Raw genomic sequence first — 23,431 nt, 5'->3', positions numbered from 1 at the left:
CTTCTGTTTTTCATTTTCAAAAGACAATCACTAAAGAAGACCCTCTCTTGAAAGAACAACTTCGGAAACTTATCGTTACTGCCCTTTCCTCTTTGCAACAAGAAGGAATGCTGCCCCATTGGGATACCCATAACATCCAAGTCAAACGGACTCGGGACAAACGTCATGGGGATTTTGCCAGTAATATCACCATGATGTTGGCCAAGGAAGCGCGGCAAAAACCGCGCGATCTAGCCGGACTTATCGTGAGCCGCTTGCCGGAACACCCTTGGGTGGAAAAAGTCGAGATAGCGGGCCCAGGTTTTATCAATTTCACCCTGGCTTTACCTGCCTTTCAGGCTGTGGTTTCCCTGGTGCTAGACCAAAGGGAAGACTTTGGCTGCAGCAATCTAGGGCAAAATAAGCCAGTCCACTTAGAGTTTGTCTCTGCCAACCCTACTGGACCTCTCCATGTGGGCCATGGTCGGGGAGCAGCTTATGGCGACGCCCTCGCTCGCTTACTCACCACTGTGGGCTACAAGATTCACCGGGAATACTATGTGAACGATGCTGGACGCCAAATGGATATTCTTGCCGCCAGCGTCTGGTTACGATACTTAGAACTGTGTGGCGAGACTCTCCCCTTTCCTGCCAATGGCTATCGGGGCAGTTATGTTCGGGATATTGCTCAGGTTCTTAAGACTGAAAAGGACGATATTTTCCATCGTCCTGGGCAAGAGATCCTAGACGGATTACCGCCGGATGCCCCTACGGGAGACAAAGAACAGTACATCGACGCGCTTATTCAAAAGTGCAAAGACCTGTTGGGAGAAAGGGGTTATCGGCAAGTTTTTGATCAGGGGCTTAATTCGATTTTGGCGGACATCCGTGAGGATCTGGCTGAATTTGGGGTCACCTATGACGAATGGTTTTCCGAACGCCATCTCATGGAAACCGGTGCGGTAGAGCAGGCGGTAGAACAGCTCAAGACTTCGAGCCATCTTTATCAGAAAGAAGGCGCCTGGTGGTTTCGTTCCACTGATTTCGGCGACGAAAAAGATCGGGTCGTCATCCGGGAAAATGGTCAACCTACTTATTTTGCCTCGGACATTGCGTACCACTTGAATAAACTGGAACGGGGTTACCCTAAAATAATCGACGTCTGGGGCGCCGATCACCATGGCTACGTGCAACGGGTTAAATCATCCCTCCAGGCCCTAGGTGCTGATCCCCAGCAACTGGAGATCCGACTGGTCCAATTTGCCATTCTTTACCGCGGCAAGGAAAAAGTACAAATGTCCACCCGCAGTGGTGAGTTCGTCACTTTGCGAGAATTGCGCCAAGAGGTGGGGAAGGACGCAGCCCGGTTCTTTTATGTCATGCGCAGCGCTGAACAACATATGGATTTTGATCTGGAGCTGGCTAAGTCCCAAAGCAACGAAAACCCCGTCTATTATGTGCAGTACGCCCATGCCCGTATTTCCAGCGTTTTCCGCCAACTTGAAGAACGGGGGCTTGCCTGGGATCCAAAACAAGGCAGGAAACAATTACAGAAGCTTAATGAGTCCCATGAGGTAGCGTTACTGGACCGCCTCTCCTGTTATTCAGAGGTGGTTGAAGATGCTGCCACCCAAAGTGCGCCCCACCTATTGGCCTATTACCTTATGGATTTAGCGAGAGATTTTCATACTTATTACAATGCCCATACCTTTCTTGTGGATACCCCTGAACTACGGGATGCTCGATTAACCTTGATTGCGGCAACCCAACAGGTCATAAAAAATGGTCTGACATTATTGGGTGTCTCGGCACCGGAGGCCATGTAACCCATGCCCCCTAATAAACGCAGACGACGCACCTCCTCTGGTCAAACATCTAAACCCTGGTCCTGGCTTATTGCTGGATTGCTGGTTGGCGCCTTGGTAATGTTTTTGCCTTCCCTCCAGAACTGGCTTCCCTGGATAGGGAAGAGCGCTGATAATACTCCCCCAGTCGAAAATGCCATCGAAGCCCAAAAAGCCAGTACGGAGCAGTCCACAACACCCCGGTTTGAATTTTATACCCTACTGCCCAAAATGGAGGTGGCGGTACCAGAACCTAAACCGTTATCCTCTCAACAACAGCCAAAACCTCAACCCAAGGCGCCCCCCGAACCCTCCCCCAAGCCCACGCCTAAGCCATCACCCTCCAAATCGGTACCCTCGCAAGTTTATGTCCTGCAAGCAGGTTCATTCCGCAGTTATGCCCAAGCCGACAAACGCAAGGCTGATTTGGCGCTGATGGGAGTAGAGGCCACCATTCAAACCGTGACCATCGGTAACAGCAAAACTTGGCACCGAGTCCGCATTGGCCCTAGCAGCAATCTCCCTAATCTCCAGCGGATCCGCCAGCAATTGCGCAAGAATCAAATTGAATGCCAGATGTTTAAAGTAAAGTCTTAGTCAATTTCTCTTGCTATAGGCTATGCTATCAGCCTAGAGGAGAACGAATTCAAGGGAGGTCACCATGACTGAGCAAGTAAAAGAAAGGACTTACACCGAAGAGGAGATTGAGGAGCGGCTCAAAAAAGAACTGCCCCATTGGTATTACGAAAAAGGTTGGATCCGCAGGAAATACCGAACCAACAGCTGGAAGGGAACCCTGATGGTCATTAATGCTGTGGGCCATTTGGCAGAAGCGGCTTGGCATCACCCCGACCTGACTGCCTCTTACGCTTGGGTGGAAGTTAGGCTGGTCAATCACCATGCCAAAGGCGTTACCGACAAAGACTTTACCCTAGCCAAGAAAATCGAAGAGGTCATTCAATGGCAACCGGGGAAAGAGGAAGGGCCCCTAGAAGGGACCCCAGATGACCCTCGCTTTAAGTATATTAAATACGACTGAGGAAGATCATGACCCGCCAGATCCAGCCTGGAGTCTGGGATGAGGTCCCCAGCCCATTTTGTGGTATTGCTGCCGATGACCTTAAGGTGAAGGTAGAAGGCAATCGGCTCACCGTTCTAGAGAACGGCTGCCCGGTGACCCAACCCGCTTTTGAACAGAAAATAGGCGAGAGCACCCCTCAAATTCAAGGTAAAGCAACCCGCCTAGAAACGGCGATCGCACGCGCCGTTGAAATTCTCAGCCAAGCGAAACTACCCCTGATATCTGGGCTTGCCACTGATGTGGAAGGGATTCGGGCCGCATTAGCGCTCGCCGATCGCTACGGGGCAGTGGTCGATCATATGGATTCCGAAGCGGCCCTGCGCAACATTTTGGCCCTTCAAGACAGCGGTTGGATAACCACAACCCTCAGTGAAGTGAAAAATCGGGTCGATCTCTTGCTGGTGGTGGGCAGCGATATTGAAACCCACTTTCCCCGCTTTTTCGAACGCTATATCTGGAACCCGGAAACTCTCTTTAACCAAGACACTGCCCAGCGGGAAATTATCTATTTAGGCAAATCTCCCAGTGGGCAGGCGGCCTACGGGCCTGATGGTCGTGCCCCTCTAGTCATCCACTGTAAACAGGAGGAACTTCCAGAAGTAGTGGCCGCGCTACGGGCCCAAGTAGCTGGCCATCTCCTCCAAGCCGAGGCGGTAGCTGGAATTGCCATGGAGGAATTAGCCGCTTTAGCGGATCGATTAAAGCAAGCCCAGTATGGCGTGGTGACCTGGGCTGCAGGACAATGGACTTTCCCTCATGCCGAACTCACTATCCAAATGCTCTGTGAGTTAATCATGGCCCTAAATAAAACGACCCGCTGCTCGGGACTTCCCCTGGGCGGGCAGAACGGTCAGATCACCGCTAACCAAGTCTGCACCTGGCAGACGGGTTATCCTGTACGTACCAGCTTTGCCCGAGGTTACCCTGATTATGACCCCTATCACTGCAGCTCTGAACGCCTACTCGAATCAGGAGCAGCGGATGCCTTGGTGTGGATCTCGGCCTTCGACCAAGGCCGAACTCCGCCGGCGACTTCTATTCCTACGGTAGTATTGGGGCGAGCTGGCATGGATTTTAACCAGGCGCCAGAAGTCTTTATCCCCATAGGCACGCCGGGGATTGACCATCCGGGACATACCTACCGCAGTGACAATGTTGTCGCCGTACCCCTGCGTCAATTGCGGCAATCAGGGCTTCCCAGTACTGCCGAGATTGTTAACGCCATGCTCCAATACAATCGTTAATTTCATCGCCTGCCTGACGGGAGGAAGGCCTACCATGCTCATCAAACTCACTGGCGGCACCGTCTATGATCCTATGCATGGAATCAATGGCGAAGTTCGTGATATTTATGTACGCGATGGCCGCATTGTCGACTCCCCCGGTGATCTCCCTATCGACCAAAACTATAATTTGAGCAATAAAATCGTTATGGCCGGGGCTATTGATATGCATACCCATATCGGTGGGGGCAAAATCAATATCGCCCGCACCCTGCTACCGGAAGACCACCGTGCCGATCCGCTAGCCCGTACTGATTTATTACGGGCTGGATGCGGACATGCCGTTCCCAGCACCTTTACCACTGGTTACCGGTATGCAGAAATGGGCTATACGGCAGCCTTCGAACCCGCAGTATTGCCTACGAATGCCCGCCAGGCCCATATGGAGATGGGGGATATTCCCATCGTGGATAAAGGCGGTTATGTCTTATTGGGCAGTGACGACTATGTGCTGCGGATGTTGGCAGCGAACAAGGACCAGAAAGCCTTTAACGACTATGTGGCCTGGACCTTGAAAGCAAGCCAATGTCTAGGGATTAAGGTGGTCAATCCCGGCGGCATCAGCGCCTTCAAATTCAATCAACGCAAGCTGGATCTCGACGAGCCAGGTCCCCACTACGGCGCTACGCCGCGCCAAGTCCTGCTTCATCTTGCCCGAGCGGTGCATGAGTTAGGCGTTCCCCATCCCCTTCATGTCCATGGCTGTAATCTGGGTGTGCCGGGTAACATAGAGACCACCCTAAACACCATCCAGGGAATTGAGGGTCTTCCCATGCATCTTACCCATGTGCAGTTCCATAGCTATGGAACTGAAGGTGACCGCAAATTTTCCTCCGGGGCAGCCCAAATCGCGGAGGCGGTGAAGGAGCACCCCAACATTACTATTGACGTCGGTCAGATCCTCTTTGGACAAACCGTCACGGCTTCAGGTGATAACATGCGCCAGTACGCTGGGCACCGCCATGCCCACCCCAAGAAGTGGGTCTGCATGGATATTGAATGCGATGCGGGCTGCGGCATTGTCCCTTTTAAATACCGAGATAAGAGCTTCGTCAATGCCCTACAGTGGGCCATTGGCCTAGAGATCTTTCTTTTAGTGGATGACCCTTGGCGGGTATTCCTCACCACCGATCATCCCAATGGCGCGCCCTTTGTCACTTATCCCCACCTCATCCGATTGTTGATGGACCGCAGCTTCCGTAATGACATGCTAGCCACTATCCACCCGGATTCTGCCCAGGCAAGCACTCTAGGCGCTATTGACCGGGAGTACTCCCTCTATGAAATCGCCGTCATCACCCGGGCCGGAGCCGCTAAGCTACTCGGCCTTTCAGACCGGGGGCATCTGGGTGTCGGGGCAGCAGCCGATATCACCGTCTATACGGAACATGAAGACAAAGAAAAAATGTTCTCTAAACCCGACTATGTTTTTAAGGACGGAGAGCTGGTGGTTAAAAATGGGGAGGTCGTCAAGGTGACCTGGGGCACCACCCACGTGGTCCGGCCGGAATTCGATAACAACATAGAAAAGGAGCTTGCTAGCTACTTTGATCGTTATCTTTCCATAAAGCTTAGCAATTTTAAAATAGACGATGAAGAAATTGTTCACCCTGGACGGGGCCGTATTCAGGTGCATCCCTGTCATGGGGGAGCATTCCGATGATCATCAACGGCGTCAAGATTGACCCCTCTTTTGCTGAAGCTTTCCCCATGAAAGCCACCCGGGTCATTATTACCGCTCAAAATCTCAAGTGGGCCCATCATTCGGCTCAAGCCATGACCGGGTTTGCGACTTCGGTGATCGCCTGCGGTTGTGAAGCAGGCATTGAACGGGAATTAGACCCTTCTGAAACGCCGGACGGACGACCGGGGGTTGCCGTTTTGGTATTTGCTATGGGGGGCAAAGGATTAGCCAAGCAGCTTGAAACCCGGGCCGGTCAATGCGTGCTCACTTCACCCACTTCCGCCTTATTTGCCGGAATCCATGAGGGTGAAGCCCTTCCCCTGGGAAAAAATCTCCGCTTTTTTGGTGACGGCTTTCAAATATCAAAATTAATTAATGGCCGCCGCTATTGGCGAGTTCCTGTCATGGACGGTGAATTTCTCACTGAAGAAACTGTGGGCATGATCCCCGCCATAGGAGGTGGCAACTTTCTCGTTCTTGCCCAATCCCAACCCCAAGCCCTCGCTGCCTGCGAGGCAGCTATTGCAGCCATGGAAAAAATTCCCAATGTGATTATGCCCTTTCCCGGTGGTGTCGTTCGCTCAGGCTCAAAAGTAGGTTCTAAGTACAAGGGGCTGAATGCCTCCACCAACGAAGCTTTTTGCCCCACCCTTAAAGGACAGACCCGAACCGAGCTTTCGGCCGAAATTGAATCCGTGATGGAAATCGTCATTGATGGTCTTTCTGAAGAAGACATCCAAAAAGCCATGCGCGCTGGAATCTCCGCCGCCTGTAGTCTCGGAGCCCAAAATGGGATCTCTCGCATCAGCGCAGGTAACTACGGCGGTAAACTCGGCCCCTTTCATTTTCACCTCCAAGAAATCATGGCATGACGAATGGCTTAGCAGCAGAATGACCAAATTACAGAATGAGTATTTCCTCTTGCCGATAACCCCATAGGATGATGGCTTCTGGAAACCTCCCATGAATACGCTGACTCTGACCTTAAAAACTGCTCCTCCCCAGGGGGTGGATGTCTCCCCGCTCACTCCAGAAAATTTAGCGGGCCTCTCTAAGGCTGAAATAGGTTCTATTGCCCTGGTGACAGGTAATCGCCGCCTGCGGGTAGATGAACTCTTTGAGATTTCTGGGGACAATACCAAGCACCTGGTTTTCACTGGAGAAACCGCCCTGCTAGATTACCTAGGTAAAAATCTTTCTGGCGGCCAAATCGAAGTCCAGGGTCCTTGCGGTGCCTATGCAGGCATGGGCATGAATGCCGGTCAAATTAATGTCCGCGGCAATAGCGGTGCTTTTGCGGGCTGTGAAATGGGGGGGGGATTACTCCGAATCGAGGGTAATAGTGGTGATTTCCTAGGGGCCGCCCGCCCCGGTAACAAAATCGGCATGGCCGGGGGAACGGTGATTGTCAGTGGAAATGTGGGTGCCCGTGCTGGAGATCACATGCGTCGAGGAACTTTACTTATCGAAGGAAACGCAGGTGATTACTTAGGCTCACGCATGTTAGCGGGCACGATTGCAGTGCTGGGTAAAACTGGAAATTATCCAGGATATGGCATGAAGCGAGGAACTCTTTTGCTTTGGCAAGCTCCCGCTAAGCTGAGCGCGACGTTTAATGACTGTGGCCGTCACACGTTGGGGTTTTTACCCCTTATGCTGAAATCTTACCAGAATCTAGAAACCCGCTTTACCACCCTCACTAAAACGGGCCGGGTCCATCGTTTTTGCGGCGATATGGCCACCTTGGGCCATGGTGAGATTTTGATCCAGATCCAAGAAACTGCTTAAAAATATACTCTTTCACGCCCATATGGAAATTTTATTTCCTGTTATTGGTATAATAGCGCCTTTTTTGTACCCCAAATGGACATGATAACCCTCCCCCTCTGGCCCCAAAGGCAGTCTACCCCCACGGCTGAGTCAAGGACGAGGGACAGCATTTGGGCAGAATACCAATATCCTTGGGTATAACATTCGATTGAGCAGGGATGCATCCCCCATGTCGGTTTTAACTCAACTTTTAAGTTAAATATTACCCATTGTTATTTGGATTCTGACGATTTAGCTCAGGGTATACAGCCCTTTCTCCATCCATTTTCCATTAAGTTTTTGTTTTTCATTAAACACGCAATGAGGATGATTAATTTATGCATAGTGGTACCTTTTTAACTCAGTTCATTATCGAGGAACAACGCAGTATCCCCAACGCTACAGGCGATTTTACCGGGCTGCTTAACGATATCGTGACTGCCTGTAAAACTATCTCCCACTTAGTTAACCGTGGTGGTCTCATCGATATACTAGGGGCTGCGGGGACCGAAAATGTTCAAGGCGAAGGCCAGAAAAAACTCGACGTGATCAGCAATGAAGTCATGGTGAAGTCTCTGGAATGGACCGGGCATCTAGCCGCCATGGCCTCAGAAGAAGTTGAAGGTATCATTTCCATTCCTAGCCAATATCCTAAGGGTAAATACCTTCTGCTTTTTGATCCTTTGGATGGCTCTTCCAACATTGATGTCAACATCTCGGTAGGCACCATCTTCTCCATTCTACGCTGCCCGGATGGTGTGCCTGAACCCACCGAGAAAGATTTCCTACAACCGGGTACCCAGCAAGTGTGCGCTGGATTTTGCATCTACGGTCCTACTACCATGATGGTGTTAACGACCGGCCATGGCGTCAATGGTTTCACCCTAGACCAGGACATTGGCGAATTTATCCTCACCCATCCAAATATGACCATTCCGGAGGACACTGGGGAATTCGCCATCAATATGTCTAATCAACGTTTCTGGGAAGCACCGGTACAACGGTATATTGAGGAATGCATACAAGGGAAGGAAGGTCCCCGAGGCAAGAATTTCAACATGCGCTGGGTTGCCTCCATGGTGGCGGAAGTCTACCGGATTCTGACCCGCGGCGGGATTTTTATGTACCCCTGGGATAGCCGGGACCCGAGTAAACCTGGCCGATTGCGTTTAATGTATGAAGCCAACCCCATGAGTTTCATCGTGGAACAAGCCGGCGGTGCCAGCTCCACCAGCCAACAGCGCATTTTAGAAGTAGATCCCGAAGGTATTCACCAACGAGTACCTGTCATCCTCGGCTCTAAAAACGAAGTGGAACGGGTAGTGGCTTACCACCAAGAAGCCTAGCTTCTCTCCATAGAAGAAAATTTTTATTGAATAAATTGGTCCCCATGGGAGATATTTCCATGGGGACCAGTTTCCTTTAAATGAGCACTAAGGCACTTAGGGTCAGCGTGGCCAGACCGTATGACTTACGAAGCACGTCTTTTGAGTGCGCCCATTACAATCACAATGCCTCCTAACAGCAATCCCGCAAGGAAAGTTAATGATAGAGAGCGGATACTAACGAAGCCAGTTACCAGTTCAGGATCACCTAACATGCCTGCTTCGTCATAGCTACTCCAAGCCGGTACTTTTCTTTCATAGAATGCTTTAGAGAAAAATGGCTTGATATCGACACCGTGGAGTAGCGGCATATAATTTTCACCAAGGTAGGAGCGATAAACAATCAAGGTAATTCCTCCCCCTGGATACATCCCGTCAGAAGTCAGCGCCTTCTCTTGGTGGTCGTGAAACATCCATACCCCTTCGCCGAAGCTATGCAAACCATCATCAATGGTAGTGAGGACTAAATCCAAGCGCTGGGCTGGACTGAGATCAGCCACATCCCGCGTAACCTGAGCCTCCGGGTTATGCTCTATCCCGTCATAATGGGTGATTCTCATCCTGTGTCCATGGCTATGGATAGCGATGTACTTATCGTCTCCCCCATTGGCCAAACGCAATTTGACACGTTCATTGGCATTGACAACGATAAGTGATTCTCGCAACGTATAGGGAAATGATTGTCCATTGAGCAAAAAGTAATCAGGGGTACCCTCAGTCATATCATAGCCGCGGGTGGTGGCCTTGGCGATCAAGCGGGGATCATTTGCTGTTCTAATCAAATTATTAAGATCCTGGTCCACCTCTTGGTAAATCAGATCATATTCCCGATCGTAATTTTCTTTAACAGCCACGGAAGGATGACGCACCTGTCCTGCTCCCACATTTAAGGTTTGGACCCAGTTATTAGGGCGATTCTCTTCCACAACGAACATCCCCATCAACCCTAGCATGACATGGACAGGCGCTTGTTCATGGCAATGATAGAGCATGGTACCCGTCTGCCTTGGCTTCATTTCATAAATAAAACTTTCTCCAGGCATCACCGGTCGGTGGCTCGTCTCTGGCACCCCATCATTACCTTTGCCCATCCCATTCATGTAAGGATGATCGACCCCATGAAAATGGATCGTGTGAGGCAGATAATGGGTATTTTCCAGAATTATTCTTATCCTATCCCCTGCTTCGACCCGGATGGTAGGGGAAGGCAACCGCAGTAATGGGTTAGCCTTCAGGCTTTCGAAGTTTTCAGTAGACATGCCATGGGTTTTAGGGACAAAGGCCCAAAAGCCGGGCTGAATACCTGGAGCAATGAAATAACCGGGAATAGGCTCAGCATAGTCGGGGGAACGCCCGTTTAATTCAGCCACTTCAAGTCGGATCTCAATAACATCCGGGTCACCGTCCCCATCCAAGTCTTCCCCCTTGGTAACGGCATCCATCGCCAACCCTGATTCCATCAAGGTATCATGGGAAATATTGTTAGTGCCTTTCACAAAAGCGGCCACTAAGGCGGGATTATCTGGATGACAAAGGGGAGACTCCTCTATCAAAACACCATCAATAACCTGGGATTTCCGCCATAGGGGATCCACCTCCGGGCACACAGGTTCTGTTTCCAATTTTGACAGATCAAATTTGGCGGTGGGAGGCGGAGGTTGGTAAGCGTTTTTTCCAATGGGAAAGGCAAGCAACCCCGCCCCAAATAGGATAACGACCAAAAAAAATACCACCAGAAAACGGCGTGGAACCATCTTTGATTTAACCTCATAAAGATTCGGCCAGCTCATCGAACCTCATGGATTATCACAGTTTTCAGGCTCCCCCAGGAGAGAGCTGGTTTCCTGACGGTGGGTGATTCTGAGTAGACCTACTCAAGCCAGGTTAAGGTTTTATCCTACAAGAACAAAGAACATTGCCCACTTACGGCACCAAACTTCATTGTGATTGCTTGATAAGCCCGATCACCGAAACTTGAATGCAAGAAAAGCACCCAGGGACTATGACCTGAAATGAAGCAAGCCTAAAAAGCTAGGGTCTAACTTTGAAAGCACTCTATTCGAGTGAACTATTAGTCACCACCTGAAAGTCATTAGTTCCAGGCAACAAAACAGTTGGATGCTAGAGGCAAATGCCCCCTAGTTCAGCCACCTGGTAACTTTCAAAAGGACAAACAAAGTAAACTTTTTGTGGAAACTGGAACTCTAAATAAAAAATAAGTGTCCAAAAGCTGGGCCGAAGAAGGAGCCAGCATTGAGTCAGCCAGGAATCCCATCAGCCACTGCACCCCGCATCGTCTCTGTGGATCTCCTGCGAGGAATTGTTATGGTCATCATGGCCATTGACCATGTCCGTAATTTCTTCAGTCCCTTTCCTTACCCACCCGAGGATCTTTCCCAAGCCTCTGCCGGATTGTTTTTGACCCGCTGGATCACCCACTTTTGTGCGCCAGTGTTTATCTTTTTAGCTGGAACCAGCGCCTACCTCTACCGCCACAACCGAAGTTGCTCCCATCACGAGCTAGCCCGTTTTCTAGTCACTAGAGGGCTATGGCTTATCTTTATTGAGTTATCAGTTATCAACCTTTCCTGGACCTTCGGCTGGTATCCCTATCTTTTTGTTCAGGTGATTTGGGCCATTGGTTGGTCCATGATCTTTCTGGCTGGAATGCTCTATCTGCCATTTTGGGTGTCCATGGGAAGCGCTCTTACAATGATAGTGGGTCATAACCTACTTGATCCTATCCAAGCCCAACAGTTCGGTGACTGGTCCATCTTCTGGAACATCTTGCATGAAATGGGGGGCCAGCCAGTTCCCATTATCAATTATTTTTTTGTCGCCTATCCTCTGATCCCTTGGCTCGGGGTAATGGTGGCAGGCTATGGCTTTGGCCGCCTTGTGACCCTGCCAGCCGACCACCGCAATCCTCTCCTCTATAAACTCGGCCTAGGATTAGTCGCCGCTTTTATTATTCTTCGCGGCTTCAACCTCTATGGTGACCCTGAGCCCTGGCAGCCCAGTGAGCGCGGCCTTCTGTTCAGCGTCCTTGAGATATTGAATACCGAGAAGTATCCACCATCGCTCGCCTATCTGTTGATGACCTTAAGCCCAGCCATTGCTTTGCTTCCCTTGATTGAAAAATGGCGTGGACGGCTCGCCGATGGAGTGAAGATATTTGGGCAGGTCCCCTTTTTCTACTACCTTGTGCACCTACTCCTCATCCACATCCTGGCGATGCTTTGGATCAGATGGACATTTGGTACTTGGGATCGACTGCGGTACCTATCCCAATCCGGCGGCTTTCCGGAAAGCTACGAACCTAGCCTGCTGCGGGTTTACCTGGTGTGGATTATGGTAGTGGGAGCACTGTATCCCCTGTGCCGATGGTATGCCCATCTCAAAAAACGTAGCCAAAGCTGGTGGCTGAGCTATCTCTAAACTCTCCTTATCCCTCTAGCCCCATCGATAAAAATTATCTAACTCAACTTAAGAAAGCCACAATCACGGACTTTTCAAGCAAATAATGTTATTAAAAGGTATTTTTTTGAAACCATTGTCAGCGCCTATTCAAAGCGCGCTTAAGCAAAGCAATAGCCTTTGGATCAAGGCTAGATTGCCGCTGCCCAGCACAGCATAAAGCGCTACGAAATCCCAAATAATCAGCTCCTAAAGGCAACAGCTTGGGTATATCCTCAAAACTAAGAGAACCTGCCAAGCCGCTGACTAGACCACCACTGCGGGCTGTTTGCACGAAGCCACTCAGCTCAGCCAGTGACAGATGGCTGAGCAAATTGTGGCCATCTTTAGCGGCCGTATCCAACATGGCTCCTGTAAAGCCCACCTTCTCCATCAAGGATATCCAAGAAAAATCGGGCCGTTTGTCGGCGAACATCACGCCTACCAAAGAAATTCCTTGAACTGCCAATGGCTGCAGAGCTATCAAGCAATCAGGTACCCGGTCATCGGGGAACAGACCAATTTTCACGTAGTTCACCCCAGTGGCTGCGATTTGTTCCACGGCATGGCAAATGGGTGCTGGTTCCATGGGGAGATCACCGATAGTGGCACTAGTGGGACAACGACCTCCGATCAAGGCTACAGCCTGGCAGATGGTTTCTGAGGATAGAGCCCCCAAAGCTCCTTCTTTGGGTTCCTTAAGATCAATGATGTCAGGCCCTTCCGCAAGCAAGCTGCTGACCTCTTCCAGATTACGAACACTGGCCAGCCAGCGGTTCATGACTTCATTTCCTCCCCACGATAATGCTGAACCTGTTCCATCAACCATTCCCAGGCTTCCCACTCACGAGGTCCTCCAGTCTTGTCAACAGCAATTTGGAGATATTTCAATTCTCTTTCAATCTTATCGAAAGGTAAGAGATGTAAACGGCTTACCAACACGGCGGCTTCGATAACGGCCCCTTGGGCCCGGTTGAAACCACGAAAAGGCCTATGGTTCGCTTCGTATATTACCCGGCAATAAAAATGGGCTCGAGGATCCGTATCCTGCAATTGAGTCACCCGCAGTTCACTATGGGCCAAAGCTTGTACCAGGACCCCCCCGTAGACACGGGTAGCTGCTTGGGTAGGCCAATGGCGCCGACCCGTAACCGATCCTGCAAATACCCGAACATCGTCTGTGTAGTTGACTACACACTCAGGGTAGCGGGATAAATTGTTATAGGTGGTAGAGGGCTTGAAAGGAGCCACGATAAAATTGCCTTTCTCTTCCCAAATGCCCATGGGTGCTGCATGAATCTGCCCGTCTTCACTTAAGGTGGTGAGGATAACTTCATGGATCTTGCTTTCAAGCCTTGCCATTGCCCTCCCCCCGCTTAGAGTTCTGCAGCGTGGTACCGGGTGGCTTCTGCTCCATGAGATCTTCTGTCTCTTGCTCATAGGCACAACCCCAATCTAGTTCTTCATCCTGGCTGTAGCGCTTGCCTAACTGCCAGGCAATCTGTGCCCGTGCTAACTCTATTCCTAGATAAAAGGCATGGCCTGCATCTCCTGCTACGGCAAGGTGGGGAAATAAATCAAAGGGATCTTGAGCTCTGTGGATGCCATCCCGATTAAAAATATGGATTCCTTCCTGACTGATGCGAATGCGGTAGCTGGGATCTCTAACTCGGGCCGCCAACTCAGCAATTTCCTTAGAGGAATCGGGGAAAGGTCGGCGCTCATGGAGACATAGCAGCCCATCATCAATATTCTGTGGCAGAGCATTGTTTTCCCGTGCCGCATACATGATACGGCGGGCGAGATCTGCTTCCCGGACTGCCCGCCGAGCATGGGAGCTCACTTCTGTCGTCAGAATCGCACTGATTCCAAGCTCAGAAATAATACCAAACAGGATGGCGTTGATCCCGGTAGTATCAGCATCTGTTAGCTCCGTCAGATTACCTACCCCCATCAGGAGGGGTGCTTGAGGATAGCGACGACGCAGTTCATGATAACGGGCTAGGGAATCCATGAAGCCAAAATGGATAGGTTCCAAAATAGGATCAGCAAGCCAAGCACGCCCCTGTTTGTCTAGGCTTTCCATCGCCCGCTCCAGGGAAGGCAAATCCCCCCGCGCAGCCGGGACTAGAATTGGGGTAGAACCCACTTCATCAGCAATATAGAGAGTTTTCTCAGTAAGGCTCAGTAGATAATCAACACCCGCTTTTCCGGCGCGAATTAAATCTTCTGGCTCCAGGGAATCGGCACTTAAACAATACCCTTCCGCCTTAAGGGCCTGAATAGCTTCCTCCAGGTGGTCAAAAGGTTCACTCGGAAGAAAACCTAGATCGATAACATCGGCACCACAGCTTCGGTAATAGGCAGCCCGGTCTAGAATACCCTGAACTGACTGTTGTGGGGCATCCACAATTTCAGCAAAGAGACACACCTTGTATCGACTGAGATCAGGGGCTGGACCACTACGACCAAAGTAAGCAGGGAGATCTTTGAGCTCATTTGGCCCTCGCTCCACAGGCAGCCCCAGTTTTTTAGAGAGTTTTTCTAAATCGCCGCGACAACGGCCTGGCACCAGAATCCGGGTGGCTTCACCGGTTTCCGTCAAACGACGTTCGACCATCTCTGCCGTCATCAAAGCAGCAACACTCAATCCCAATTGTTTCACGGTGTAATCAAAATCCACCGGTTCCATAGCCTTGAGGATTTTGCACAAGCTGGGTTCAGCCAGCTTCCCAGTAAGAAAGAGGATATGTTCTCTCACTAGCGGAGCTCCCAGAAACTTTTCTATATTTTAGTCATTATGAGCGCAGAGCCTAGATAATGATCATCCTAGAATTCATATTGCCGCAAAATTAAACACGATAGAATAAGTTTTTTCTTTTAACAAAGATCTTATACACCATGGCAACAGAAAAAGCAGGGAACAGTAAACATAAAATTATCGTCGTGGGTGGCGGGGCTGGAGGCCTACAGCTAGCAACTAAATTAGGAAAAAAGCTTGGTAAAACAGGATTAGCTGAGATTATCCTAATAGAAGTCAGTCCTACTCATATTTGGAAGCCCTTGCTCCACGAAGTTGCTGCAGGCACCCTTGATTCCCACGAAGATGAAATTGAATATCTAGCTCAGGCCGCTTGGAGCCATTTCCGCTATCGCCGCGGGCGGATGGATGGCCTAGATCGCCAGAAACGGGAAATCTCTGTTGCGCCGACTTACAATCAAAAAGGAGAAGAGATCATTCCCCGACGTAATTTTAATTATGATACTTTGATAATCGCAGTGGGTAGCGTCAGCAATGACTTTGGGATTACCGGCGTCCAGGAACATTGCCTCTTCTTGGATACTACCCAACAGGCTGAGTATTTTCAGCGGCAAATCATAGAGTCTTATTTACGAGCCCATGCCCGAGGCAAACCCATGGCAAGTGGTGAACTCGATGTAGCCATTGTCGGAGGGGGAGCTACTGGGATTGAATTGGCTGCCCAACTACATGCGGTCTCCCGTTTATTTACTGCCTATGGCCTAGAGGTCAAGCCCGCCGATATTAAACTCAGTATTATTGAGGCCGCTCCTCGCCTGTTACCAGGGTTGCCATCTCGAATCTCTGGTTCTACTGAGAAGCAGCTTGGCAAACTGGGCGTTGAAATCCTGGTTAACGAACGGGTCATTGAAGTCACGGAAAAAGGGATTCAAACCCAAAGCGGGCGTTTTATTCCAGCGCGAATCAAAGTCTGGGCAGCCGGTATCAAGGCGCCGGATTTCTTAAAGGATATAAATGGTCTGGAAACCAATAAACTCAACCAATTGGTGCTTAGACCAACATTGCAAACCACCCGTGATGAAAATATTTTTGCTCTAGGTGATTGTGCCGCCTGCCCCTGGAAAAATCATGAAGGAGTGGTGCCACCCCGTGCCCAAGCAGCCCACCAACAGGCTCAATTGTTATATAAAAATATCCGTAATCAGCTGGAGGGGAAGCCACTTCAGGAGTATCACTACCGTGACTATGGTTCGCTGGTATCTTTGGGAGGATATAGCACTGTGGGAAACCTGATGGGAAATATTACCGGTAGCATCATGATAGAAGGGCTAATTGCTCGGTTGGTTTATCTTTCCCTTTATAAAATGCATCAAATGGCCCTATTTGGTCCCTTTCGCACCACCATGCTTACTATTTCCCATTTATTCCGACGCAGCGTCCATCCTAAAATCAAGCTCCATTAAACCGAGTTTGTTAAAAAGCTTTTGAACCCCAGGGACAAGGATGTCCCCCCTTTTTACCCCAAGATACTTTTCAAGCTAATAATCTTTGGTTACCTATCAAACTAAACATCAAGATGGGCCACATTTAGCGCATTGGCTTCAATAAAATCTCGTCGCGGTTCCACGTGGTCTCCCATTAAGGTGGTAAATATTTCATCTGCCGCAATGGCATCCTCAATTCGAACCTGACTGAGACGCCGGGTAGCAGGGTTCATCGTGGTTTCCCATAATTGATCTGGATTCATCTCTCCGAGCCCTTTATAGCGCTGTACGGCTTGACCGCGCCTAGCTTCTTCCATTAACCAGTTGACCGCTCCTTGAATACTGCTCACGGGTTGTTGCTTGTCATTCCGTTGGACATAACTTTCTGTCGTAATCAGTTTGACTAAAGGCTTTCCTAACTTCTGAATATGTTGGTAATCAGGGGAAGCAAAGAAATCCATGCTAAAACGCTGATAGGTAGTCACTCCATGGCGGGTAATCTTCACTTGGAGAATGGGTACCTGATTTTCAACTGGTGTTGTGACCTCAATCTCATAACGTACACCATCTCTTGCTGCGCTATTCGCCCGTGACTCTAGCTGAGCAGCCCATACCTCCAATCGCTTAACTTCTGTCACCAGCTCAGTGGACACGGTGTCAAGATATAATGTTTGATCGAGCAATAAAGGATCATAGCGTTGAGAAAGCCGCTCGATAGCGCCTTTCAATTGAAAATAATCAGTTACCAGGGTTAATAGGGTTTCCCCCTCAATGGGTGTTGCGCCCGGCTCGGAATAGATTTTTGCATTATCAATCGCTAAGTTGATTAAATAACGTTCCATCTCAGCGTCATCCCGGATATACCGCTCTTGCTTTCCTCTCTTGACTTTGTAAAGGGGAGGTTGAGCAATATAAATATGGCCACGCTCTACCAACTCAGGCATCTGGCGGTAAAAAAAAGTGAGCAACAGGGTACGTATGTGGGACCCATCAACATCGGCATCCGTCATAATAATGATCCGATGATACCGTAACTTATCGGGGTTATATTCTTCCCGACCAACACCACACCCTAGCGCTGTAATGAGGGTAGCTACTTCTGCAGAGCTTAGCATTTTGTCAAAACGGGCTTTCTCCACATTCAGGATTTTACCCTTAAGAGGAAGGATAGCCTGGTTTTTACGGTCACGTCCTTGTTTAGCAGACCCCCCCGCTGAATCTCCCTCTACCACAAATAGTTCCGAGAGCGTTGGATCCCGCTCTTGGCAATCTGCCAACTTCCCAGGCAACCCCGCCATATCCAGAGCCCCCTTCCGGCGCGTTAACTCTCTGGCTTTACGGGCTGCTTCCCTGGCTCGAGCAGCATCTATCATTTTGCTGCCAATGGCTTTAGCATCGGCAGGATGCTCCAACAAAAAGCTTTGAAAGTATTCTGAGACCAGGGCATCAACCACTGGTTTAACCTCAGAGGAGACTAGTTTTTCCTTGGTCTGGGAAGAAAACTTCGGATCTCGCACTTTTATGGAGAGAACTGCCGTCAGCCCTTCCCGAGCATCATCCCCCGTCGTGCTGACCTTGGTTTTTTTGGCTAATGCCTCCCTCTCAATATATTGATTCAAAGTTCGGGTCAGAGCAGATCGAAAGCCAGCGAGGTGGGTACCTCCGTCCCTCTGTGGAATGTTATTAGTGAAGCAGAAAAAATGCTCTTGATAAGAATCATTCCATTGCATTGCCAATTCCACGACGACGTCATCCCGTTCTCCTTGGAAGTAAAAAACATTGTCGTGGAGAGGAGTCTTATTTTTATTGAGATGCTCTACAAAAGCTTGTATCCCACCCTCATAAAGAAACTCTTCCTTTCGCCCAACGCGCTCATCCTCTAATAAGATACGAACTCCAGCGTTAAGAAACGCTAGTTCCCGCAATCGTTTAGCAAAAATATCGAAGTTAAAAACGATATTGGAAAAAATCTTAGGGCTTGGCGAAAACCGAATTGTCGTCCCACTATGCTTTGTGGAGCCCACAGTCGTTAAAGGAGCCTGTGGAACTCCATCACGATAGTGCTGTTGGTAGACCTGGCCATCGCGGTGAATCTCTAAAAAAAGGGTAGAAGAAAGCGCGTTAACCACTGATACTCCTACCCCATGTAATCCGCCAGAGACTTTGTAGGAGTTGTGGTCAAATTTCCCCCCAGCATGCAATACGGTCATAATGACCTCAGCTGCAGAACGCCCTTCTTCATGGTGGATATCGGTCGGGATGCCCCGTCCATTATCAGAGATAGTCACAGTGTCATTAGAATGCACAATGACACTCACTTCATTACAAAATCCTGCTAGGGCTTCATCGATGGAATTGTCCACCACTTCGAACACCATATGATGGAGTCCAGTACCATCATCGGTGTCCCCAATATACATACCAGGGCGTTTGCGGACAGCATCCAACCCTTTTAAGACTTTAATATGGGATGAATCGTAGGCAGTGCTGGCTTTCATTATTGCTCCTAAAGTTGTTCTTTATTATACCATTTTTCTGAGTTTTCCCAGTTCCACGTGGAACTGTTGGGAATCGGGATAGGCCTTCAGTTCATTATCTAGTGTTTCCACAGTAGTAACAAAGACTTGGATCCCTAATTGATTTAGCAATGCCAACACCCGTCTTCGATGATCTGCATCAAGTTCTGAGGTAAAATCGTCAATCAAAAAAATACAATGTTGTTCTTTTATTTTACATAATAACTCTACCTGACCCAACGCCAGGGAATAGCAAAACACCTTTTGCTGGCCCCTAGATAGTATATCCCTAACATCTTTTCCGCTTGCGTAGAATGCCACCTCCGCACGATGGGGGCCATATCGCGTATAGCCTGCTGCCCGATCATAATCTAAGGTTGCTTTCAGAACCTCTCCCAGAGCTATGGTGCGGCTCCAGCCTCGCTTAAACTCCATAGTCACAGGCCCAACTTGGTGGGCTAAGACTGCAAACAATTGAGATACGCTCTCTTGCAACTGAGAGAGAATAGCTTCCCGAAAAGAGGTCACCTGCTCTCCGTAGGTGGCAAGTTCCCTATCCCAGGCATCAATTTCTCGGCGCCAACTAGGCATCTGGGTTCTTAATGCATGATTACGCTGCTTTAGCGCCCGATGATAGCGCCACCATAAATCACGGAAATTAGACTCCAAGTGAAATAGTCCCCAATCAAGCCATTGTCTACGGTAGCGGGGCCCTCCATCGAGTATGAGGTGGCTATAGGAGGACATATAAAGCAAGGGTAATTGGGCAGCTAGTTGGGAACGCCTCTTTACGGCGTTTCCATTAATGCGGGCACGAAAACCAGTAGAGCTGAACTCTACTCCTACGATCTGGAAAGCATCTGTGGTTTGCTTGACTCTAGCCACAACCCGCAGCGATTTCATGTTACCCCGGACAACCGAGGCTAATTGAGAGCTACGGAAAGAACGTCCCAATCCCAGTAAATAAATAGCTTCTAAGAGGCTAGTTTTACCACTGCCATTGGCACCTGTAAAAATATTGAGGCCTTTTGCGGGATAAAATTCGATGTGCTCTAAATTCCTGAAGTTGCGTATATCAAGATGAGCAATATGCATTAAACAGGGCTAGAAAAGTGGCCAATGAATAAAATAAAAGATTAACGCTAGCAGTTAACTACAATCTCATAGGCATTACCACATATTTGCTGCCAACCTCGCCAATAGGAGTAATCAGGCAGCTACTATTCGCGTTGGTAAACTCTAATTTAACTTGCTCAGTATTTATAATATTAAGAACATCAATAAGATAGGAGTTATTAAAAGCAATTTCGAAGCTTTCCCCTTGATACTCAACCTCTAATTCCTCTTCGGCAGATTCTTGCTCTAAATTCGTGACCGTCGCTTGTAGCTTTAAATTTGATAAGTGTAAACGTACCCCACGGTATTTATCGTTAGTGAGAATATTTACCCGTCCTAAAGCTTGTTTAAATTGTTCCCGATCAGCAACAAACCGCTTCTCACAGCCCACAGGTATGACCCGTTTGTAGTCGGGGAATTGACCGTCGATTAGCTTAGTAGAAAAGGATAACCCCTGAAATTCTGCCCCCATTTGATTGGTACCAAACTTTAATCGTACCGGTTCATTTGATTCCTCAAGCAAACGCACCAACTCCAACACCGCTTTTCGAGGGATGATAGATTGGATCTGCACCCCCTCCCGTCGAGGTCCTTTTTCCAAAGAAGCCACTGCAAGGCGATGCCCATCTGTGGCAACTGCATAGACGGTTTCTTCACCAAGCTCCAATAATAAGCCATTGAGATAGTAGCGGACATCTTGATGGGCCATGCAAAAGACCGTCCGGTGCAATAATTGTTTTAGCTCTGCTTGGGTCAATTCTAGCTCTACCACCTCCTCAAGGCTATCGGTGCTTGGAAAGTCTTCAGCAGGAAGTGTGCTAAGCGTGAACCGACTATGACCAGAATGAACATGAAATTGCCCTTTTTCATGTTGTACTTCCAGTTCAGCTCGAGCAGGTAAGGCACGGCAAATATCCAAAAATTTCCTTGCTGAAACAGTCGTTTTTCCTCCTTTTGGATGGAGAACTTCAAGAGTAGTTCTTATCTCGACTTCAAGATCCGTTGCCGTCAGGGATAGCCTATCCTCTTCAACGGATAGAAGAACGTTGAAGAGGATAGGCAGCGTATGGCGTCGTTCTACTACACCACAAACTGTGGCTAAATGTCTAACGATTTCTTCTCTTTCAATGGAAAACTGCATCTATTGCTTTTTCTCTCTTAAAACAAGTAGGGATAAAGGGTATCTAGCATTGTCCCAGTTTCCCACAAGCTCTATTACTATTATCTTTAAGAATCTATATTAATAGTGATAGTGAGTCACCTGAAAATCTGTGGATATCTTACTTTTATTTAATTTAATCAAAAAGTTATTATGTGGATAACCCTATGGATAACTCGTGTATAACTGGTGGATAAACAGTGGATAATTTGTGGGGTAATTTTTTTCAACAACTTATCCACGCGTTATACACAACTTATCCACACCCTTATCCACATCTAGGTAGATAGTCTTTTCAGTAGATTTTGGTAATCTTCAGCCACTCGCCGATCAGTTCTCTTAAGCTCATCTATTTTACGACAGGCATGGAGAACTGTGGTGTGATCGCGGCCGCCGAAGGATTTTCCAATTTCCGTTAAACTGTGATCAGTGAGTTCTTTGGAAAGGGTCATGGCGATCTGCCGGGGCCGAGCTATCGCTCGGGAACGCCGCTTCGACGGTAAATCAGAAACCCGGATCTTGTAATATTCCGCTACTGTTTTCTGGATATTCTCGATAGTGACTAGCTTCTCTTGCAAGGCTAGTAGGTCTTTAAGTGCTTCGCGGGTCAGTTCCATCGTAATGGGACGACGGGTAAATCGAGAGTAAGCGATCACCCGCCGTAGTGCTCCTTCCAATTCACGGACGTTAGAATAGATGAGGCGTCCGAGGAAAAATGCGACGTCATCCGATAGGGCAACGCTTTCAATGTTGGCTTTGTTCATTAAAATTGCGACCCGTGTTTCCAATTCTGGAGGTTCAACAGCAACCGTTAACCCCCAGCCAAAACGTGATTTCAACCGTTCCTCCAACCCATTAACCTCTTTCGGGAAGCGGTCACAAGTCAAAATAATTTGGTGTTGGACCTCAAGTAAGGTGTTGAAAGTATAGAAAAACTCTTCCTGGGAGCGCTCTTTTCCAGCAAAAAATTGGATGTCATCGATAAGCAAGACATCTACCGAGCGGTAACGGGCCTTAAATTCGTTAATGGCGTTAAGCTGTAAGGCCTTAATCATCTCGGCAACGAATTGTTCTGAGTGTAAATAAGCCACCCGAGCGTCAGGGCTACGGGTTCGGATATAATTGCCTACAGCATGCATCAGATGGGTTTTGCCAAGGCCTACCCCTCCGTAAATGAAGAGAGGGTTATAGGCGCTTCCAGGGTTTTCTGCAACTTGATAGGAAGCGGCACGAGGCAGCTGATTAGATTTGCCCTCAACAAAATTGTTGAAGGTATAATTTTTGTTGAGTCGGGATTCGGGTATCCGATCGATGCCTCTAGGCGAAGGGGCGAATGGGGATTCTGAAGGTAGTTCAGGCACAGGGGAGGGGGCTTGTGGCTGCGGATTACAAGAACCCACTTCCAAGATTGCCTTTTCGATGCGACCGTCGCTGTAGTGGGATAGTAACGCATTAATGCGGCTTTCAGCGCAGTCTTGCACCCAATCGACCACAAATTGATTGGGCGCGTAAAGTCGCAGATTAGAATCTTGCTGTATTGCTTGTAAGGGGCGAATGTAGGTATTGAACTCTTGGAGATCAAGTTCCCCTTCTAAATGATTAAGGCAGTGTTCCCAAAGCGAGAATGGCACGGATTGCATACTCCTTGTAAACAATCGAGATTAGGCTAGATTGCCCAGCGTTTAAGAGAGATGCGGCCAGAAACAAGGGCAACTTAACGTATCCTTAGCGTATAAGGACTGGGTTTCTGCCCTGATTATTGTTACTGGGGAAATAAAAAACTTATCCCTATCGAGCCATCTTGGCAAGGAGGAATGGATTTCTAATTCTTCTCTTGACATCAGCCACCGCTGCCAGATAGTTTATTGGCTTTA

Annotated in this window: 18 protein-coding genes; 10 read left to right on the top strand and 8 right to left on the bottom strand. The window is 48.8% G+C overall.

Going from position 1 to position 23,431, the window contains the following annotated elements; translation table 11 throughout:
* Positions 1-47 precede the first annotated feature (47 nt).
* The 8 genes from argS to NHAL_RS00055 all read left to right on the top strand — a co-directional run bounded on the left by argS (position 48) and on the right by NHAL_RS00055 (position 9,026).
* The gene (gene argS, locus NHAL_RS00090) at positions 48-1,805 is read left to right on the top strand and encodes an arginine--tRNA ligase (protein WP_013031136.1); all 1,758 of its coding nucleotides are present in this window, start codon (positions 48-50) and stop codon (positions 1,803-1,805) included.
* A 3-nt stretch (positions 1,806-1,808) separates the two neighbouring features.
* Complete coding sequence (locus NHAL_RS00085) at positions 1,809-2,420, top strand: SPOR domain-containing protein (protein WP_013031135.1); 612 nt, start codon at positions 1,809-1,811, stop codon at positions 2,418-2,420.
* 64 nt (positions 2,421-2,484) lie between these two features.
* Positions 2,485-2,862: a 4a-hydroxytetrahydrobiopterin dehydratase gene (locus NHAL_RS00080; RefSeq protein ID WP_013031134.1), complete on the top strand. Its 378-nt coding sequence runs from the start codon at positions 2,485-2,487 to the stop codon at positions 2,860-2,862.
* An 8-nt stretch (positions 2,863-2,870) separates the two neighbouring features.
* Positions 2,871-4,148 carry a formylmethanofuran dehydrogenase subunit B gene (locus NHAL_RS00075; RefSeq protein ID WP_013031133.1) on the top strand — a complete coding sequence of 426 codons (1,278 nt, stop codon included), beginning with the start codon at positions 2,871-2,873 and terminating at the stop codon, positions 4,146-4,148.
* Between the two features lie 34 nt (positions 4,149-4,182).
* A complete protein-coding gene (locus NHAL_RS00070) occupies positions 4,183-5,850 on the top strand; it encodes a formylmethanofuran dehydrogenase subunit A (RefSeq protein WP_013031132.1) in 1,668 nt (555 codons plus the stop codon).
* Positions 5,847-6,743 carry a formylmethanofuran--tetrahydromethanopterin N-formyltransferase gene (gene fhcD, locus NHAL_RS00065; protein ID WP_013031131.1) on the top strand — a complete coding sequence of 299 codons (897 nt, stop codon included), beginning with the start codon at positions 5,847-5,849 and terminating at the stop codon, positions 6,741-6,743. The genes NHAL_RS00070 and fhcD overlap by 4 nt, the downstream gene beginning before the upstream one ends.
* Before the next feature lie 91 nt (positions 6,744-6,834).
* Entirely contained in the window at positions 6,835-7,659 is an 825-nt protein-coding gene (locus NHAL_RS00060) for a formylmethanofuran dehydrogenase subunit C (protein WP_013031130.1), read from the top strand.
* A 359-nt stretch (positions 7,660-8,018) separates the two neighbouring features.
* Entirely contained in the window at positions 8,019-9,026 is a 1,008-nt protein-coding gene (locus tag NHAL_RS00055; RefSeq protein ID WP_013031129.1) for a class 1 fructose-bisphosphatase, read from the top strand.
* A gap of 125 nt (positions 9,027-9,151) precedes the next feature.
* Here the strand turns inward: NHAL_RS00055 and NHAL_RS00050 are convergent, their stop codons facing one another.
* On the bottom strand, positions 9,152-10,819 hold the full coding sequence (locus NHAL_RS00050) for a multicopper oxidase domain-containing protein (protein WP_041355226.1): 1,668 nt from the start codon (positions 10,817-10,819) through the stop codon (positions 9,152-9,154).
* A gap of 499 nt (positions 10,820-11,318) precedes the next feature.
* Here NHAL_RS00050 and NHAL_RS00045 point away from each other — a divergent pair, with 499 nt between their 5' ends.
* On the top strand, positions 11,319-12,503 hold the full coding sequence (locus tag NHAL_RS00045; protein ID WP_013031127.1) for an acetyltransferase domain-containing protein: 1,185 nt from the start codon (positions 11,319-11,321) through the stop codon (positions 12,501-12,503).
* A gap of 118 nt (positions 12,504-12,621) precedes the next feature.
* On the opposite strand, the gene NHAL_RS00040 is transcribed toward NHAL_RS00045, so the two are convergent.
* From NHAL_RS00040 to NHAL_RS00030, 3 genes are read right to left on the bottom strand one after another with little or no spacing between them, the layout of a single operon-like run.
* Positions 12,622-13,302, bottom strand: coding sequence for a (5-formylfuran-3-yl)methyl phosphate synthase (locus tag NHAL_RS00040; RefSeq protein ID WP_013031126.1), 681 nt, complete (start codon positions 13,300-13,302; stop codon positions 12,622-12,624).
* Entirely contained in the window at positions 13,299-13,883 is a 585-nt protein-coding gene (locus NHAL_RS00035) for a DUF447 domain-containing protein (RefSeq protein WP_013031125.1), read from the bottom strand. The genes NHAL_RS00040 and NHAL_RS00035 overlap by 4 nt, the downstream gene beginning before the upstream one ends.
* Positions 13,870-15,282, bottom strand: coding sequence for a DUF6513 domain-containing protein (locus tag NHAL_RS00030; protein WP_013031124.1), 1,413 nt, complete (start codon positions 15,280-15,282; stop codon positions 13,870-13,872). The genes NHAL_RS00035 and NHAL_RS00030 overlap by 14 nt, the downstream gene beginning before the upstream one ends.
* Before the next feature lie 140 nt (positions 15,283-15,422).
* On the opposite strand from NHAL_RS00030, the gene NHAL_RS00025 reads away from it, so the two are divergent.
* The gene (locus NHAL_RS00025; RefSeq protein WP_013031123.1) at positions 15,423-16,745 is read left to right on the top strand and encodes an NAD(P)/FAD-dependent oxidoreductase; all 1,323 of its coding nucleotides are present in this window, start codon (positions 15,423-15,425) and stop codon (positions 16,743-16,745) included.
* A gap of 101 nt (positions 16,746-16,846) precedes the next feature.
* Here the strand turns inward: NHAL_RS00025 and gyrB are convergent, their stop codons facing one another.
* The 4 genes from gyrB to dnaA form a co-directional block, all read right to left on the bottom strand.
* Positions 16,847-19,264, bottom strand: coding sequence for a DNA topoisomerase (ATP-hydrolyzing) subunit B (gene gyrB, locus NHAL_RS00020; RefSeq protein ID WP_013031122.1), 2,418 nt, complete (start codon positions 19,262-19,264; stop codon positions 16,847-16,849).
* Positions 19,265-19,288: 24 nt separating this feature from the next.
* Positions 19,289-20,377 (bottom strand): DNA replication/repair protein RecF, encoded by a 1,089-nt coding sequence (gene recF / locus NHAL_RS00015; RefSeq protein WP_013031121.1) that lies wholly within the window; start codon positions 20,375-20,377, stop codon positions 19,289-19,291.
* Positions 20,378-20,435: 58 nt separating this feature from the next.
* Positions 20,436-21,539, bottom strand: a complete 1,104-nt coding sequence (gene dnaN / locus NHAL_RS00010) for a DNA polymerase III subunit beta (RefSeq protein ID WP_013031120.1) — start codon at positions 21,537-21,539, stop codon at positions 20,436-20,438.
* A gap of 296 nt (positions 21,540-21,835) precedes the next feature.
* Positions 21,836-23,188 (bottom strand): chromosomal replication initiator protein DnaA, encoded by a 1,353-nt coding sequence (gene dnaA, locus NHAL_RS00005; protein WP_013031119.1) that lies wholly within the window; start codon positions 23,186-23,188, stop codon positions 21,836-21,838.
* Between the last annotated feature and the right edge of the window lie 243 nt (positions 23,189-23,431).

This window comes from Nitrosococcus halophilus Nc 4 (assembly GCF_000024725.1).
Lineage (GTDB): Bacteria > Pseudomonadota > Gammaproteobacteria > Nitrosococcales > Nitrosococcaceae > Nitrosococcus > Nitrosococcus halophilus.
This window is presented reverse-complemented; position numbering and strand designations above follow the sequence as displayed.